Annotated in this window: 15 protein-coding genes; 6 read left to right on the forward strand and 9 right to left on the reverse strand. The window is 46.1% G+C overall.

Annotated features, from left to right (window positions below):
- Positions 1-43 precede the first annotated feature (43 nt).
- The 4 genes from AC6CIF_RS18710 to AC6CIF_RS18725 form a co-directional block, all read right to left on the reverse strand.
- Positions 44-1,330 (reverse strand): MFS transporter, encoded by a 1,287-nt coding sequence (locus AC6CIF_RS18710; RefSeq protein WP_498201003.1) that lies wholly within the window; start codon positions 1,328-1,330, stop codon positions 44-46.
- Positions 1,331-1,529: 199 nt separating this feature from the next.
- Complete coding sequence (locus AC6CIF_RS18715; protein ID WP_017690474.1) at positions 1,530-2,366, reverse strand: sugar ABC transporter permease; 837 nt, start codon at positions 2,364-2,366, stop codon at positions 1,530-1,532.
- Positions 2,363-3,718, reverse strand: coding sequence for a sugar ABC transporter permease (locus tag AC6CIF_RS18720; RefSeq protein WP_047841752.1), 1,356 nt, complete (start codon positions 3,716-3,718; stop codon positions 2,363-2,365). Before AC6CIF_RS18720 ends, AC6CIF_RS18715 begins: the two co-directional genes overlap by 4 nt.
- Positions 3,719-4,015: 297 nt before the next feature.
- Positions 4,016-5,302 carry a sugar ABC transporter substrate-binding protein gene (locus AC6CIF_RS18725; protein WP_498201006.1) on the reverse strand — a complete coding sequence of 429 codons (1,287 nt, stop codon included), beginning with the start codon at positions 5,300-5,302 and terminating at the stop codon, positions 4,016-4,018.
- 446 nt (positions 5,303-5,748) lie between these two features.
- Between AC6CIF_RS18725 and AC6CIF_RS18730 the strand changes: the two genes are divergently transcribed.
- A complete protein-coding gene (locus tag AC6CIF_RS18730) occupies positions 5,749-6,783 on the forward strand; it encodes a LacI family DNA-binding transcriptional regulator (RefSeq protein ID WP_498201008.1) in 1,035 nt (344 codons plus the stop codon).
- A 163-nt stretch (positions 6,784-6,946) separates the two neighbouring features.
- Here the strand turns inward: AC6CIF_RS18730 and AC6CIF_RS18735 are convergent, their stop codons facing one another.
- Complete coding sequence (locus AC6CIF_RS18735; protein WP_498201010.1) at positions 6,947-7,705, reverse strand: SDR family oxidoreductase; 759 nt, start codon at positions 7,703-7,705, stop codon at positions 6,947-6,949.
- Positions 7,706-8,119: 414 nt separating this feature from the next.
- Between AC6CIF_RS18735 and AC6CIF_RS18740 the strand changes: the two genes are divergently transcribed.
- From AC6CIF_RS18740 to AC6CIF_RS18750, 3 genes are all read left to right on the forward strand, one after another.
- Positions 8,120-8,395 (forward strand): TetR/AcrR family transcriptional regulator, encoded by a 276-nt coding sequence (locus tag AC6CIF_RS18740; protein WP_498201012.1) that lies wholly within the window; start codon positions 8,120-8,122, stop codon positions 8,393-8,395.
- Positions 8,395-8,715, forward strand: a complete 321-nt coding sequence (locus AC6CIF_RS18745) for a TetR-like C-terminal domain-containing protein (RefSeq protein ID WP_498201013.1) — start codon at positions 8,395-8,397, stop codon at positions 8,713-8,715. Before AC6CIF_RS18740 ends, AC6CIF_RS18745 begins: the two co-directional genes overlap by 1 nt.
- A gap of 146 nt (positions 8,716-8,861) precedes the next feature.
- Positions 8,862-9,413 carry a hypothetical protein gene (locus AC6CIF_RS18750; RefSeq protein ID WP_498201015.1) on the forward strand — a complete coding sequence of 184 codons (552 nt, stop codon included), beginning with the start codon at positions 8,862-8,864 and terminating at the stop codon, positions 9,411-9,413.
- Between the two features lie 117 nt (positions 9,414-9,530).
- On the opposite strand, the gene AC6CIF_RS18755 is transcribed toward AC6CIF_RS18750, so the two are convergent.
- The 3 genes from AC6CIF_RS18755 to AC6CIF_RS18765 are packed head-to-tail and all read right to left on the reverse strand — an operon-like array spanning position 9,531 to position 13,128.
- Positions 9,531-10,670: a toxic anion resistance protein gene (locus tag AC6CIF_RS18755; RefSeq protein ID WP_017690481.1), complete on the reverse strand. Its 1,140-nt coding sequence runs from the start codon at positions 10,668-10,670 to the stop codon at positions 9,531-9,533.
- A gap of 19 nt (positions 10,671-10,689) precedes the next feature.
- Complete coding sequence (locus tag AC6CIF_RS18760; protein ID WP_076253454.1) at positions 10,690-12,378, reverse strand: vWA domain-containing protein; 1,689 nt, start codon at positions 12,376-12,378, stop codon at positions 10,690-10,692.
- 12 nt (positions 12,379-12,390) lie between these two features.
- The gene (locus tag AC6CIF_RS18765; protein WP_498201016.1) at positions 12,391-13,128 is read right to left on the reverse strand and encodes a hypothetical protein; all 738 of its coding nucleotides are present in this window, start codon (positions 13,126-13,128) and stop codon (positions 12,391-12,393) included.
- A gap of 375 nt (positions 13,129-13,503) precedes the next feature.
- Between AC6CIF_RS18765 and AC6CIF_RS18770 the strand changes: the two genes are divergently transcribed.
- Entirely contained in the window at positions 13,504-14,103 is a 600-nt protein-coding gene (locus tag AC6CIF_RS18770) for an RNA polymerase sigma factor (RefSeq protein WP_076213273.1), read from the forward strand.
- Positions 14,054-15,016, forward strand: coding sequence for a DUF4367 domain-containing protein (locus tag AC6CIF_RS18775; RefSeq protein WP_498201018.1), 963 nt, complete (start codon positions 14,054-14,056; stop codon positions 15,014-15,016). The genes AC6CIF_RS18770 and AC6CIF_RS18775 overlap by 50 nt, the downstream gene beginning before the upstream one ends.
- A gap of 91 nt (positions 15,017-15,107) precedes the next feature.
- Here AC6CIF_RS18775 and AC6CIF_RS18780 read toward each other — a convergent pair whose 3' ends face one another.
- Positions 15,108-15,521, reverse strand: coding sequence for a Uma2 family endonuclease (locus tag AC6CIF_RS18780; RefSeq protein ID WP_498201020.1), 414 nt, complete (start codon positions 15,519-15,521; stop codon positions 15,108-15,110).
- Between the last annotated feature and the right edge of the window lie 9 nt (positions 15,522-15,530).

A 15,530-nucleotide genomic window follows, 5' to 3' on the forward strand; every position in this document is an offset into this window, starting at 1 on the left:
ACATGTGGGTTCAATTCATATCATTTTGATGTATCATAGAATGTTATTGATAGGTTCGGATCGACTTCAATGTTGTAGCGGCCAGAATACCTGTCGCCAGCAGTAATATGCCCACGCCTTGCAGCACAGAAGCTGCCCCCCACTGATCAGCCAATACGGAGACTACCGTCAATCCCAGAATAGGCGCAGTACTGGTGATTGTCCCAACCACACCATAGACCCTTCCTTGCAGCTCGTCCGGAACGGCTGTCCTCAGCATAATCTGGGTGAGCATCGTACAACAGGCGAACATCGCACCTCCGCCCACGATGAACGGCAACGCCAAGATTGGTGAGGATACATTCGCCAAAAAAATATAAAGCGGTCCCAACACAATCAGACCGATAAACACCCATCTCCCTCTTCGCTTCAATCGTTTTCCCGAAGCAATCAATAAAGCAGAGCCAATCATATATCCCAGCGGAATACAGGTCTCAATTAATCCAAACTGTACCGGATTCGCCTCCCATACCTTGACCGCCATCACTTGAACCAGCATCATCGCAGACATGAAAAACAAAATCAGCACGGGATTGAGCAATACGATGGATCGAATCAGACGATTCCGATAGATGTAGCCAAACGAACTTCGCCATTCCTGAGCAAACGTGGTCTGCTGACTAACGGATCGCTGTACCTCAGGAAAGCGGCCCGCCATCACTACACATACTGCAGACAACAGGAAGGTTGCCCCTGTAATTAATATGGCAACGAATCCGCCAAATGCAGCAACAGCCACTCCCGCTGCGGCTAGTCCACTGATCCGGGCAAGATTATCTACCATATGAATGGTTCCGGTTGCTTGTTGAATATGTTCTCTGCCCACCATACTTGCTACAGAGGCGTGGAATGCAGGGGCCTGAAACAGGCTTGAAAACATGGAGAGTGAAAGCAACAACAGCACCACCGGGAACGGCGCATGCCAACCGAACAAGCTAATCGCAATCAATATAGCCATTACGCCCCGAAATACATCCGAGGCCAGCATCAGCTTCCTGCGATCCAATCGGTCTGCAACCGTACCCGCCACCGATCCAAACAGAAAACTGACGGCCATATTGCAGATCTGTACGGCTGCCATGCTCTTTGCACTCCCCGTGGTCTGCAACACCCACAGGCTGATCGCAATCCCATTGAAGCAATCCCCGAAGACCGAGATCCCGTAGCCGTACAATATCCTCCGAAAGGTAACATTACGCCAAAGTGTTTGCGGAGCTTTAGTATTATGCAATGCAGCTTGTCCATCTTGGTATCCCATAACCTCGGGCTCACTGGACGGGTTCATGCCCATATATCACGTTCCTCCCTAATCATGATTCGAGCCCACACAGAATCAGGCACTTCCGCAGCAGTGCCAGTCGATAAAGACATGACAATACGGAAGTGCCTGAGTTAAGTGAGCGTTACTCTATCGAGACTAATCATGCGGTCGTTAGCTTAGCTGATGATATTGTCTCTATACCTATAATGTTTCTTGCTAGAGTCTGCGTTTACCCTTTCGAAGCTCCTGCCGTCAGCCCTTGAACAAGGAATCGTTGCAGGAAAACGAACAGCAGGGTAATTGGAATAGCAATCAATACCGCCCCCGCAGCAAACATCGTAAAGTTACTATCCTGATAACGGTTGACCAGATCCCACATGCCCACCGCAAGCGTCCAGTTCTCTTTCGTCCGCAGCACCAGCCGGGCGAAGATAAAGTCCATCCAAGCACCGGTGAAACTGGTTAGTGCCACATAAGTCAGCATCGGCTTGGATAAAGGCAGGATGATGCTGGTGAATACACGCAGATGACTTGCACCATCCATGCGGGCGGCTTCATCCAGGCTACGCGGGATGGTGTCAAAGAAACCTTTGACGATAAATCCGCCCAGTACCGCCCCTGAAGAATAGACCAGGATGAGCGCAGCATGGGTGTCGAGCAATTTAATTTGCAGCAAAATGATATAGATTGCAATCATGCTCATGAAACTCGGGAACATCCCGAGGATCAGCATGGTGGAGAGAATCGTTTTACGTCCACGGAAGCGGAAGCGGGACAAGGCATACATCCCAAGTGTCACCATCAGCGTAGAGAAAATCATCGTGAAAAAGGCAATTTTCAGCGTATTCATATACCATCTGCCGTACATAAAGGACGGGTTATTGAACAGCTCACCGTAATGAGTAAGCGTGAATGCTTCCGGCCACAACCGTTCACTGAACAATGCCGCACCAGGTCTCAGAGAAGAGAGAAATATCCAGAGCACCGGGTAGATGGAGACAACGGCGATGATCAGCAACAGCACATAACTCAGGGCCAAACGCAGCGGATTATTACGTGTCTTCATTGAATCATGTCCTCCTCCTTGAATGATTTGGAGCGGCGGAAGTTCCAGATAGAGAATGAAGCGATAATGAGGAAGATGATAATGCCTACCGCTGAAGCCATGTTGAATTTGTTATTGTCGAGTGTGAGCTTGTAGAGCCAGGTCACCAGCAGGTCCGTTGCCCCTGCGTATTGATAGTCTCCCCGCAGTGGATTTCCATTGGTCAGTAAGAAGATGACGTTGAAGTTGTTGAAGTTTCCGGCGAACTGCATGATGAGTACCGGAGTTGTGGCAAAAAGAATGAACGGCATCGTAATGATCCGGAATTTCTGAAACGCGGATGCTCCGTCCACTTCGGCAGCCTCGTAGAGATCACGAGGGATGGCCGTCAATACACCCAGAATCAGCACCATACTGACCGGAATACCGATCCACATGTTAACGACAATGACGGTGACTTTAGCCCAGAACGGATCTGTCAGCCAGGGTAATCCCTCCAGCCCAAATGCTCTCATGTACGTATTGATAGGACCAAACTGACCATTGAACAGATTACGCATGAGCAGCAAGGAGATGATCTGTGGGATCGCATAAGGCAAAATAAAAATCGTCCGCCACAGCTTTTTGAAGCGTATGCCCCGCTGTTCAATCAACAGTGCCACAAGCACGCCGCCAAAATAGGTGGTGACTGTCGCCAGAATGGCCCAGATGACCGTCCAGGTCAGAACGCCGTAGAATGTCTGACTCCAGGATTTCAGCTGGATCAAATCGCTGAATGTTTTGAAGCCTACCCAGTCCACGAGTTTGGCTGGCGGAATATGATCCGGGGCCGAATAGTTGGTAAACGCGATCGTGATCGTAAACAGGATGGGCATAACGGTGAAGAAAAGAATGCCCAATGCCGGGATGGACAGAAACAGATACGGAAAGTTTTTGTCCATCATGTTCCGAAGCGAAGCCGCTGCGCCCAGGGTCTGCTTGCCTTCTTCCCTCGCAAGTCCCGTGACGTACGCATCCCGGATATTCAGAATGTAGATCAGGATAAACACAAAAAACACCAGCAGTACGATAATGCCATCAAGCAGCAAAAAGATGGAATGGTCTCCCCTTTGAAGTACAGTGGACCCATTCACTTTGACAAAACGCTGTGTATTTTCCCCCAGTGTCCATATGCCCCATACGGCCTGTGACAGGCGAGGAAGCAGGTACGCAAGCCCCGCTCCCTCCAGTAACAGTAGACAAATCCCCTTAATCCATTGTCGATTGTACAGCTGTCCAAGACCTTGCAGTATGATGGAACATATAGCCGCTGTCATCCGGTGCTGTCTTTCCCTGTTCGGTCCAACGGGCACCGGGACATGCTGCTGTTGCATTCGCTCTCTCCTCCCCGCCTATTGCTAACCTGTATACATTGAACAAAAGCGTACTTACACTGACCACTCCGATGACAGAATAAGCTTCCGATCGCTGTTATCCCCAGATTTTTTTCGATCCCTTTTCTAATTGGGAAAATCCGGTGATAAAGGCGAGCGTATGCTTCCGAAGTAGCTTTCTTTCAGAAAGCTTTTAGTTTCACTTCTTCAGCTTCCTTCTGTCCTCTCCGTTTTTGTGTAAATATGAAGTTCAATTTATGCAGTTCTTATGCATATCTTCGCATTCGTCGTTCGTCCTTATTGAACGGTAGCAAGACTTTCCTGGATCTGTTTCACGGCATTGTCCAGCGATGCCTTCACGTCCTTATCCGTATCCCAGATATCCGTAATAGCCGACGTGATGGGTCCCCATACGCTGTCCATGGCAGGCAACGAAGGCATTGGTGTTGAGTTATTGAACTGTTCCAGGAACGCCTTATTGATTGGGTCCTCTTGCAGCTTCGGATCAGCAGCTACGTTTTTGTTCGCAGGAAGTGTACCGTTCAGGTCAAAGTTCTCCATCTGAGCTTCTTCATTGGAAAGGAAAGCTGCCAAGAGCTTCGACGCATTCGGGTATTGGGTAAATGCATTCACATAATAGGCTTTAACACCTGAGAAGGAGGTCATCGGTTTGCCATCGATTGCCGGAAGCGGAGCAACGCCAAAATCAATACCTGCATTGCGATAATCGGCAATGGTCCATGGACCGTTAATGTCCATAGCCAGCTTGCCGCTGGAGAATAATCCTTTTTTAATATCATAGTTCACGTCACCCATCTTGAGCGGCAGCACTTCCGACTTCAGCGTCTGCAAGAACTGTCCACCCTTCTGGGCTCCTTCGTTATTCAGACCGAGATCCGTGCTATCCATCCCGTTGTCTCCAAAAATATAACCGCCCTGTGAAGCCAGGAATGCATAGTTATAGTAAAATTGCTGCAATTCCCACATCAGCGCATACTGATTGGACTTCACATTATTGAATGTCTTGGCGAAACTGATAATCTCATCAAAGTTTTTCGGAGCTTCCGGATAGAGTGCCTTGTTATAGAAAAGGGCGTAGGTCTCCACGCTGTACGGATAGCCGTACAGGATATCCTTGAACGTCACTGCCTTCAGCGCGTTGTCGCTGGTGTTCTCTACGGTTTCTGCTTCGAATATGTCATTGGGCAGAATAAGTCCCGCCTCTGAAGCGCTACCAATCTTATCATGCGGGAAAACAACCAAATCTGCCGCCAGACCCGCTGGACCATCCGTCGTCAGCTTGGTTACCTGGTCGGTTGGAGGTAATTCCTCCATTTTGACCGTTACCCCATATTTTTCTTCGAATTTTTTGACCCTTTGCTCAATAAAGCTGCTTTGATTTTTATCCTCCCAGATCACCAAGGTTGCCCCTTCTTCCGGTTGAAGGTTCTCGGCTGTCAGCTCTACAACCTCCTCCGGATTCTCACCTGCCGTAGTTGGAGATGGACTTCCGCCTCCAGCACCGCACGCAGCCAGTGTAAAAGCCATCATGACGGACAATGTTGCCCCTTGCCATTTTCTCATGTAAAATGTCCCCTTCCCTCTGCTTGGTCCAACAAAGTTCGCGCTTTTCACCCTTTAGTCTGCGTATGTTGTCAGGTTTTGCACCCCATATCTCCTTTTGTACAAACGTTTGCTCAAATAGAAGACAAGATGACCTCTCCGTTCAATATGTAGGGGTAAACAAGTCAAGAAGTATATAAATCCACTGATGTAAGCGCTACAATAACAATCACATCATACAATAACAAACTTTATTTGCACAAACGTTTGCACAAGCCATATTTGCTCAATTTTAACCATTTTCTTTCTTCTACCTACAGTAATTTCCTGTTTCCTTGTTCTGACTCTTTCTTCCTTAATTTTACTTCATGAGTATCCCTTACTCGGCAGTTAGCAATTGATTTCTCGTATCCTTTGGATTACCATAGGAGAATATTTATACGATTGTTCAGAAGGGATTTTTTCACATGATTACGATCAAGGATATTGCCAAATTGGCGGGTGTTTCCCCTTCTACAGTGTCACGGGTGATTTCCAACCATCCCAGAATCAGCACCAAGACATCTCTCAAAGTGAAGCAAATCATGAAAGAATTAAACTACCATCCCAACATCATCGCGAAGAGCCTGGTTTCCAAAACAACACATACCCTTGGCATTATGCTTCCGCGTCCTGCAGAAGAGTTGTTTCAGAATTACTTTTTCGGAGAATTGCTGCGAGGTATTATAACGCATGCCACCCGTATGAATTATGAATTGCTCCTAACAACCGAAACATCATCAGACAATGAACTGCATGCGATATCCCGCCTTGTGCATGGCCGTAGAGTGGATGGCATTCTGCTGCTTGGGTCAAAGCGAGACGATCCCATCATTTCATTTTTGGAAGCGGAAAAGTTTCCTTTTGTGTTAATCGGTCGCAGTGAAGCTCATCCAAATGCCCCCATGGTGGATAACGACAATGTGCAGACTGCTTATGATGCAACTCAACATCTGATCGCCCAAGGGCATACGCGAATCGGATTTGTCAGCGGCCCACCGGATATTACGTTATCGCATGATCGCATGTTAGGATACCAAAAAGCGCTTGCCCAAGCCGGGCTGGATGCCGATAGTGACTGGATTGTGGAAGGCGAATTTCTACAGGAAAGTGGATTCAGGGCGATGTCGCTGTTCATGTCCTTGCCAAACAGACCCACCGCAATTGTTGTCATTGATGACAATGTGGCCTTCGGGGTACTGAGAGCTCTGGCTGAGCTTCATTATCTGGTGCCTGAAGATATCAGCGTGGTCAGTTTTAACAATATTGCGTTATCTGAACTGGCTTCTCCACCCCTAAGCTCTATCGACATCGGGACTTATCAGCTTGGTTATACAGCCGTTCAGGTATTGTTAAAAATTCTTAGTGGGGAACCACAGCTTCATAATCCGGTCATTATCCCCCATCGTCTGATCGTGCGTGAATCCTCACTCTTTTCCAAGCCAAAGCCACCCTCAGATTAATTCATTTTGAGCAACCATGTAATAATGCAAACGTTTGTCCTACGCCATTGAAAATGCTGTTATTCACATTACGTCAACGCAAAAAAGAAGCCGCATATACTCATGCGGCTTCCTGACTTTACACACGATATACATACTCCATGCTTGATTGCGCATGAATGGATTAATAAGAGCTCCAACCAGCATCTGCTGTCACGACAGTTCCATTCACGAAACTGGACTCGTCCGATCCGAGAAATAAGGCCACCTTGGCGATCTCTTCGCTCGTCCCAATGCGTGGGTTGATTGCCATGCCCAGCTGTTGTCGCCCTGCACCGTATGGACTAATGCCAGTCATGGATGTGCTGATGTTGGTTGCCACGGCTCCTGGAGCAATCGCATTACAGCGAATGCCTTGCTCAGCATACATGTACCCTGTATTTTTGGTGAAGCCCACGACCGCATGTTTGGACGCCGTATAGGCTGCTCCTGCACGTCCGCCGTGCAATCCACCTGCCGAAGCAATGTTCACGATGACACCTTTTTGTTTTGCCAGGAAGATTGGCAATACTTTACGCGTTGTCCGCATCACACTGGTTGTGTTCACAGCAAACAATCTCTCCCACTTCTCATCCGTTACATCTGCTGCCGGCTCCATGCCGTCCATAATGCCCGCATTGTTAATCAGAATATCTACTGTACCATATGTGCTCACCGTTGTATCGATCAGATTTTGCACATCTTCTTCTTTGGCTACATTGGCCAGAACGACAATTGCTTCTCCACCCTGTACTTTAATATCATTAACTACCGCTTGTGCGGATTCTTCGTTAATATCCGATACGACGACTTTCGCACCTTCTTGAGCATACAACGTGGCAATTGCTTTCCCCATACCTGAACCAGCACCTGTAACAACTGCAACTTTATCTTGAAGTTTCATTCCATGTATCCTCCTTTATGTATTCGTTTACAATAAGTTAACAAACAAATGTTCATTAACTCCTATCCTTAGTATAATAAGTCATAGCGTTTCATTTCAATCAGTAAAAGCTTGTCCAGTTGTACGTTAAACAACACTTATAAGCCCGAATGTACTTTAAAGTGAACGATATAAATTGAACTAAACATTTACACGAAACGGAGAGGACAGAAATAACCTGAAGAAGCGCAAGCGTTCGCCTAAAAGCTTTCTGGAAGAAAGCTGCATCGGAAGCATATGCTATCCCCGGATTTACCCCTTTATAAAAGGAATCAAAAAAATCAGGGGATAACAGCGATCGGAAGGTTGTTCTGTCATCGGAGTGGCCAGTGTAAATATTCTTTAGTTCAACTTATATAGCGAGGAGGAAAATAGATGTCTGAAACTATGAATTCGATGGACCGGCGAATCAAAAAATCAAAAGCTGCACTGAAGGATGCACTCATCCATTTGATGCAAAAACATCCTTTTAAAGAAATTTCGATTACGGATATTGTGCAGCGAGCTGACCTGAATCGGGGAACCTTCTATAGGCATTATCAGTACAAAGAAGACCTGTTCAACGAGATTATCGATGATGTAATTCAGGATCTGGTGACTTCTTTCCGTGTAAACCTTATCAGGATGAGGAAGAGTTCGAAGTCAATCTAATGCCCTCTTCGGCGATCACTATATTTGAGCATGTGCACCAACATGCACAATTCTACACATTGGTTGTGAAATCTGAGGCCTCCTCCAACTTTCAGCGGATGATCTGTGATGTTCTTCGGGATCTGGCCTTACAGGATCTGAATCATATCTTCCCGCAGCACATCAACCATGAAATATTGGCAAGCTACCAATCTCATGCGATATTTGGCATGATCATGGAGTGGATCAGACAAGATTTCAAGCACAGCCCCGCCTACATGGCCGAGGAATTGTTCAAAATCATTCATTACAAGCCGGATAATGTCGTGTTAAAAAACTGAGATTTTTTGAATCGCCTTAATTCCCTATAGTAGGATGATTAAGAGGAATTTCAAGAAAGCTTTACCACCAAAATTATGTAAATGCATTCCTGTAATTTCTGGTATTGATATGTTAGGTTATCCAATGGAATACAAACAAAAGGAGGATGACATTACATTTGAAGAAGTCGTGGATTATATCATTGATTACCAGTTTTATTTTGCTTGGCGGAGTGCTTCTCTCTCCAGCCATTTCTGCTGATGCAGCCAAAGTAGCAACCTCTACATATTCAGATTTAGATCAGAGTTATGCAGAATTTAAAGAGTACACTAATCAGTTATTTGCTCTTGAAACTTATGAGGCCAAGGCCTTCACAGCTTTGGAAAGCATCGACACCCAGGTAACTTCAACAAATCGCAAGTCCATGTATCTTAAACTTACGAATACGGTGATCCCCAATTATACTAAATTGGTATCCAAGGCAAAACAAATCAAGCCTACCAACCCGCAAATCAAGAAAATCCACGCCACATTTGTTAAGGCAAGTTACACTCAGCTCGAAGGGTACCTCTTGTACCAAAAGGCAGTATCCAAAAATAAAGTGAATTACACGTTACTGAAACAGGGGAATGCCAAAGTAAACACCGCTGCTGTTCTAATGGACCAATGCGAACAACAGTTATACGCTTATGCAAGAAGTTTGGGGTATGATTTTTAGTACCTATCTTCATAAAAAATCCAAAAAGCGACCATTCCCCATATTTAATGAGGAACGGTCGCTTTTTCTAATTATAAATAAAGAGGACAATCTAATACGTTTATTTCTCTATTCGAATTACAGCCCCAGCTTCTGCCCTTTCTCCAACCGCTGAATCTGTTGCTCGCCGGTATCCGCAAGTTCACGGAACTGGTTAATCGTCTCACGCATTCTTGGCAGAGCTTCCTGCTTATAAAGACTAATCGAATCGAGCGCCGACAGCACATCGGTAAACGCCTGTTTCATCGTATCCACGGAGATGCTGGCTTCATATGCCTGCTTTTGGATGGCAATCCCCTGATCCTTGAGCATTTTGGATGTACCCGCGATCAGATCGTTGGTTGTCTGGTTCAGCAATTCAATCTTCTGCAATACAATCTTCTGATTATACAAAGCACTTGCTACTGTAACGGCAATCTTCAATGCCGAGATCGTTACATTCTTCGCCCGGTCTACCCCTCGGATCAGTTCCTTGTTGTTGCGGATCACCACTTCAATCGCCATGATGCCCTGCTGATTCACCACTAACATCTGCTGTAGATCCATCACCCGCTGACGGAGTGGGAACAACACTTCTTCCGTAATAAATCGGACTTTCTCAGGGTCTTCATTGCGGACCTTGGCCGCTTCGATCTGTGCATCGATGGACTCATCCATAAGCACACCAAGTTGAATTTCCTTTTGCAGTCGCTTGGTGAGTTCTCTCAGGTTCTGTTGTTCAATCTCCAGCGTTGTATTATCATTACGCAGTGTGGATCTGCCTTTATCCAAAGAGGTTACGATGTCAGCGATGACTGCGTCAGCCTTCTGGTATTTCAGGAAATAGGCGCGAAGCGGATTGAACAATTTCCCGAGGAAACCGGTCTTGGCAAAGTCGACCACGCTTGGGTCGAGATCCTTCAGTTGCATATGCAGCTCAGTCAAGCCTTTGGCGACCTGACCGCCCTCGTCTCCCGTCTTGGACAGATGTCCAACGGAGACTTGAAGCAAGGCGTTTTTCTCAGAAGAGGATCTCATCGTGTTCATGCCAAAACCGTCAATGGATTGCAAAATCTCTTTGCGCTTCTCCAGGGATTCGAGGTCCAGTGTCATGATCATCTCTACGTTGGCATTTGCCACTTGTTGAAGCTCCGCAACCTCGGCGGGCACGGGTTTTACCTCTTCTTCAATCACCTTCTGAATTTCCTTCTGGCTCGGTATTTCCATTGAAAATGACATCTAAGTTCCCCCTTTAAATTTACATCTGTACGTTAAACAGGTTACCAATCTTGTATACGACATCGTCGGTATCGGCATTGATGCTTGCGGCCTCGTTAATGCTGGAGATGCTCTCCAAAGCCTTGATGTCCGCGTTGTACCCAATCGTATAGATTGGCACTTTGTACGTCTCAACCAGATCCCGAATGTCCTTCAGCGTATGCCCTTCGTTGGTCTCGCCATCACTCAGGACAAAGATCAGCGGCTTCACATTCGGATTAGCAGCCATATAATCTTCCAGCATCTTCATTGCCACCACGATTCCGTCAAACGTCGCCGTACCGCCGCCAGCTTGCAGACTATCTACTGTTCCGACAAACATGGACTGCTGGTTCGTATCATACTTGGCAATCGGCAGATTCACGGTTACGCCGCTGGAGTAAGAAACCAGGCCAATACTGTTGTCTGTGCCCAGGTACTTCTGACCTTTGCGCAGGGACTCCTTCAGTCGGTTAAGCGGTTCGCCGTCCATGCTTCCGGATACATCCGTCACGAACACAGCGGCAATGGGTTTGCTGCCATTCTTCTTCTCTTTCCATACTTTTTGCGCGGACAGCAATGTTCCACCATCCACAGTGGCCAGTTCAGACTTGTAATCCTGCAACCCGTTGAAACCGAATTCTTCCGCCGATTGTTGGTACTTCGCCTGGGTTACGAATTCCGCAAACTTCTGGATGATCTCCTGTTTGTTCTGCGGCAGTTGTCCCAATGCATACAACGGGCTGTCATGTCTCACGCCAAATGGGGTAAAAACGTATCCACTCTTCAGATCAGCGGTATTCACATACGTCTGGTATTCGAGTACAAAGGCATCGAGTCTGCCTGACTTGGCAGCTTCTCGCATCTGAATCGTTGTTGAAGCGGTAAACGGTACATTGGTCTGGAATTTTTCGAACCCTTCAATAGCCTTCTCGCCAAGCGGGTTGGCGCTGTCATACGTATTCAGTGCGGTCACCAGGAAATTCAGTCCTGTGGAGCTGGCAAATGGATCGGTATATCCCATCGCGAGTTCATTGTTGGCAATGGCTTCGGTTACGGTTTTTACATTAACGGAGCCATACGTATCAACCAGTGCATCATATTTGGCTTTGGAGATGACAATACCCGGAACATTCCCAACCAATCGCTCGGATACCATCTCTGTCTTCACTCCACTAGCCTCAACCATCTCGCCCCACAGTTCATTGGAAGGTGTGAATGCATCCGGCATATACTTACCAGACTTGATATAATCGGTGGCCGTACCGGAGGCAATGTTGCGGATTTTGACCGATACTTGTTTCCCGCCAACGGTGATATTCGCTTTGTTGAACTCCTCTCCCACTTCGGTTAACCAGCCGTCTACCCCGCTGCCCGACTTCTCTGGGGAAGAGAAGATTTCGACGTAATCATTTGTTGTATTCTCTACGGCAATTGCAAATTTGGAGATATCCGGCAGTGATTCTGCCACATCGACCGGGTCGAGATCAATCTGTCCTTTGACCGGTTCCGCCGTTGCTGGTGCAATGTCCGCGTACAGTTTCCCCAGTTCCTTACCTGCATTCTCTGTGCTCACCTGTGTGGTCGACTTGCCAAAGTTCGACGTTAGTGTAATCCCTGCATAGACCAGACCAAATACAAGTACCAGCATTACAATCGATATGAAAAAAAACTTTCCCTTCTTGGCCATACGAGCAACCCCTCACTGTCTGTATAATTTGGTGTGCTTGATTAACTGATCAATCTCCTGCATACAAGGCATCTGTTCAATATCTCCGGCTTCAAAGCTGTCGAGGCGTGAAATCTCCAGTAACAACTGATCGAGCTTGAGCAAAATCTCTTCATTGGTGTGTAATGCATTTTTCACATAAGACAGATAATCGTTGTATACCTTGGTTTTTTCCTGAAAAAGCTTCTGGGGAATGCTTTCGGATTTGGATTTCATCATGTTGGCATAGTCAGCTTCATCAAATACATTCAACCGGTTCAGCACACTGCGGATGTTCAGGTATAACAGCTTCTCCACTTCTAAAGTGACCGAAGCGAATTTCTTGTAGCTCAGTTCCCCGGGATCAAACCGCTGATGAAGCACATTCAGGAGTGTTTCTTTCTTCTTTTTCATCCGGCTCAGTTGGGACAGCCCCAGCGTAATATCTTCTTCGAGGACTTTGATGCGTCTATAAAAAGATAGTGCTTCCACATAATCTTCATGTGTTTCGATATGCTTCACGGGCAAGACTACCGGTTGTCTGAACAGCAAGGTGTAACTCCCATATAAGAGTGCCATTGCACTGCCGAACAGAAGGGTAACGGATAGCGCAGTTGTGAATGCACCCTCCCCGAAATTCAGTCCGATAAAGCCGGGTGAGAATGCCAGAACATTCACAGTCACAATACCGAGGATTAATCCCAACAATTTTATGTACTTGATTATGTTCAATCATCCGACCTCCTTTCATGTTATATATTGGTGCTTCATGTCGTAATTTTCCTGTTCAACTTATTCTTATTGTACATGATGTTAACGCTCTCAGGTGGATATGATTGGATATTTGGATACTCATAATATACGTGGTTTGGGCTTATCCCATTTCATATTTTCAGGGACAACGTGGAACCGATTTTGTAACCTCTGGAAATTGATCCGTTTATGTGGAACCATCGGTGGGAGAAAAAGAAAAGTTATCCGGTAATACGTGAAAATTTGGCGGGCGTGTCATTTTTCATACAGCTGTATCTATCTATTTATACTTAACTGTCACATTCGCTGATAGGTGATACGTAGTAAGGAGTGTAAGGGGGTGAAACTAAACCAATGGATTATTCATACATACATCAGATCGTTGTTGAGGTGCTAAAAGGGCGGACAGAGAAATTCGAGATCATTGTGCAACGATATGAAAAACCGATCTTTCGCTACTGTTATCACATGCTGGGACACCGCACAGAGGCTGAGGACAGTGGGCAAGAGGTATTTCTCAAAGCCTATCGCTCACTTGACAAGTTTAAACCCGACCTATCCCTGGAAGCCTGGCTATACAAAATCGCCTATAACCAGTGCATTGATGTCATACGCAAACGAAAGCTAACAAGATACCTTCCCCTCTTCTACCGCAAAGATCAGGAGAATGCACATGTGGATCTGGCAATTGAAGCGAACTATTTCGATGAATATGTGCTGAAGGCGATGTCGAGATTATCCGCTGAGGAACGCAATCTGTTGATTCTAAGATGTGTGGAGGATAAAAGCTATGAGGAGATTAGTCAGATTCTTCAGCGGAACAGTCCAAGTCTGCGGAAAAAATATGAGCGTACCGCAGCCAAATTCCGTACCTATTACGCACTGGCGAAAGGAGATGATCCCCGTGAAAACGGAGTACAACAACGATCAGGATCTGAGAGAACTTTTTCATAACACACCGAATTTCAAGACGGATCTGACGAGTAGCGTGATGCACAGGCTACAATCTGAATCCAAACCAAAGGAGAGATTCTACGTGAAATATAAAGTGAGTTTACTGGTGCTGGCTGGCATGCTGCTGACGGTATCGTCTGGTTTTGCAGCAGTGAAGTATCATTCATTGAAGAACAGTCATGGAGAGGTCGTCTATCAGGAAAAATCAATATCAGAGGCTCCTGCTATAGCCAATTATTCAGACGAAGAACGCAAGCGGATCAGCATAGCAAATCAGGCTTATGATAAGTTGGATAAAGGAACCGCCATGCTCATTTATGTCGCATCACACAACCCTGACCATCAATTGGATATGCGTTTTACCCCTTTTATTTTCCAAAATGCAGCAGACCTTCGTAAAAAGGTTAACAACTCAGATATTAAGCTATTGGATAAAATCGAAGGGGATTACACGTTTGAATGGGCCGAAGCCTTCATATCACCGATCACGGATGTGAAACCCCTGACCTCGGAAGAAGAGGCCGATATTGCAGAGAAACTACGCCAGAAAGCCCTGGCGTCCAATGCGGACTATGCAATGATGCCGATTGAATTCGCTGACGATTTCCGCCATATCCGCAGCTTTTACAAGCAGGGGGATAAAAAAATAGCGGTGACGACTGTAAATTACGGTGTAGGACATGGAACAGCTACCTCCTACTGGGACGATCAACTTGATCTGATCAAAGAAAAGTTTACCGTGAAGGGCACTGAAATGATCTTTACAAAGGACTCTGATGGCTCTCCTTCAGGAATAAACTGGGTGGACCAGGATGCAAAAACAGGTCAGACCTATGGATATACCGTCTCCGTGTGGGAGGGCCATGTCACGGAACAAGAGCTGCTTAACCTGGTGAAGATGTATCTTAATTAAGTTCAACTTCGTTAACGGTGATGTTTCCTCCAAAAGCATATCACAACAAAAGCTTGCCCCTCATCAATCGAGGGACAAGCTTTTGATCTGTTTATATATTAATGTCGTGCGAGCTTAGCCTGAACAAATGCTGAAGCGGAACCTCCAGTTCAGGATACAACACGGATTGAATCGTTTCCTGTTCTGTATATAGATGACGGGTCTGGTAACTGTCATCCTCCAGCGTGTACACATGGACGGTTTGATTGCCGGGGTCAACAATCCAGTATTCGTTCACACCATATTTCTGATACAAGTTAAATTTTTCGTTAGCAACAAACACAAAACATTTCCGATTCTGAAAGAAAGTCCGCAAAGAGAAGTGCAGCTCACCCACAATAAACTGGTGCGATGAAGTAGGTACTGGCGAGATATTAAAAGCTCTGCCGTTAATTAATTCCCATGATCCTTCCCATGTTAACCAATCCTGAAAGCTATAAGTACCTTTATTGTCGGGTTTTGCCACACTTCCATC

It is taken from the genome of Paenibacillus sp. GQ49, from assembly GCF_059759055.1.

Excerpts from the sequence above, each read along its gene's own strand:
- AC6CIF_RS18710 (WP_498201003.1), bottom strand. The coding sequence starts at position 1,330 with ATGGGCATGAACCCGTCCAGTGAGCCCGAGGTTATGGGATACCAAGAT.
- AC6CIF_RS18715 (WP_017690474.1), bottom strand. The coding sequence starts at position 2,366 with ATGAAGACACGTAATAATCCGCTGCGTTTGGCCCTGAGTTATGTGCTG.
- AC6CIF_RS18720 (WP_047841752.1), bottom strand. The coding sequence starts at position 3,718 with ATGCAACAGCAGCATGTCCCGGTGCCCGTTGGACCGAACAGGGAAAGA.
- AC6CIF_RS18725 (WP_498201006.1), bottom strand. The coding sequence starts at position 5,302 with ATGAGAAAATGGCAAGGGGCAACATTGTCCGTCATGATGGCTTTTACA.
- AC6CIF_RS18730 (WP_498201008.1), top strand. The coding sequence starts at position 5,749 with ATGATTACGATCAAGGATATTGCCAAATTGGCGGGTGTTTCCCCTTCT.
- AC6CIF_RS18735 (WP_498201010.1), bottom strand. The coding sequence starts at position 7,705 with ATGAAACTTCAAGATAAAGTTGCAGTTGTTACAGGTGCTGGTTCAGGT.
- AC6CIF_RS18740 (WP_498201012.1), top strand. The coding sequence starts at position 8,120 with ATGTCTGAAACTATGAATTCGATGGACCGGCGAATCAAAAAATCAAAA.
- AC6CIF_RS18745 (WP_498201013.1), top strand. The coding sequence starts at position 8,395 with ATGCCCTCTTCGGCGATCACTATATTTGAGCATGTGCACCAACATGCA.
- AC6CIF_RS18750 (WP_498201015.1), top strand. The coding sequence starts at position 8,862 with ATGACATTACATTTGAAGAAGTCGTGGATTATATCATTGATTACCAGT.
- AC6CIF_RS18755 (WP_017690481.1), bottom strand. The coding sequence starts at position 10,670 with ATGTCATTTTCAATGGAAATACCGAGCCAGAAGGAAATTCAGAAGGTG.
- AC6CIF_RS18760 (WP_076253454.1), bottom strand. The coding sequence starts at position 12,378 with ATGGCCAAGAAGGGAAAGTTTTTTTTCATATCGATTGTAATGCTGGTA.
- AC6CIF_RS18770 (WP_076213273.1), top strand. The coding sequence starts at position 13,504 with ATGGATTATTCATACATACATCAGATCGTTGTTGAGGTGCTAAAAGGG.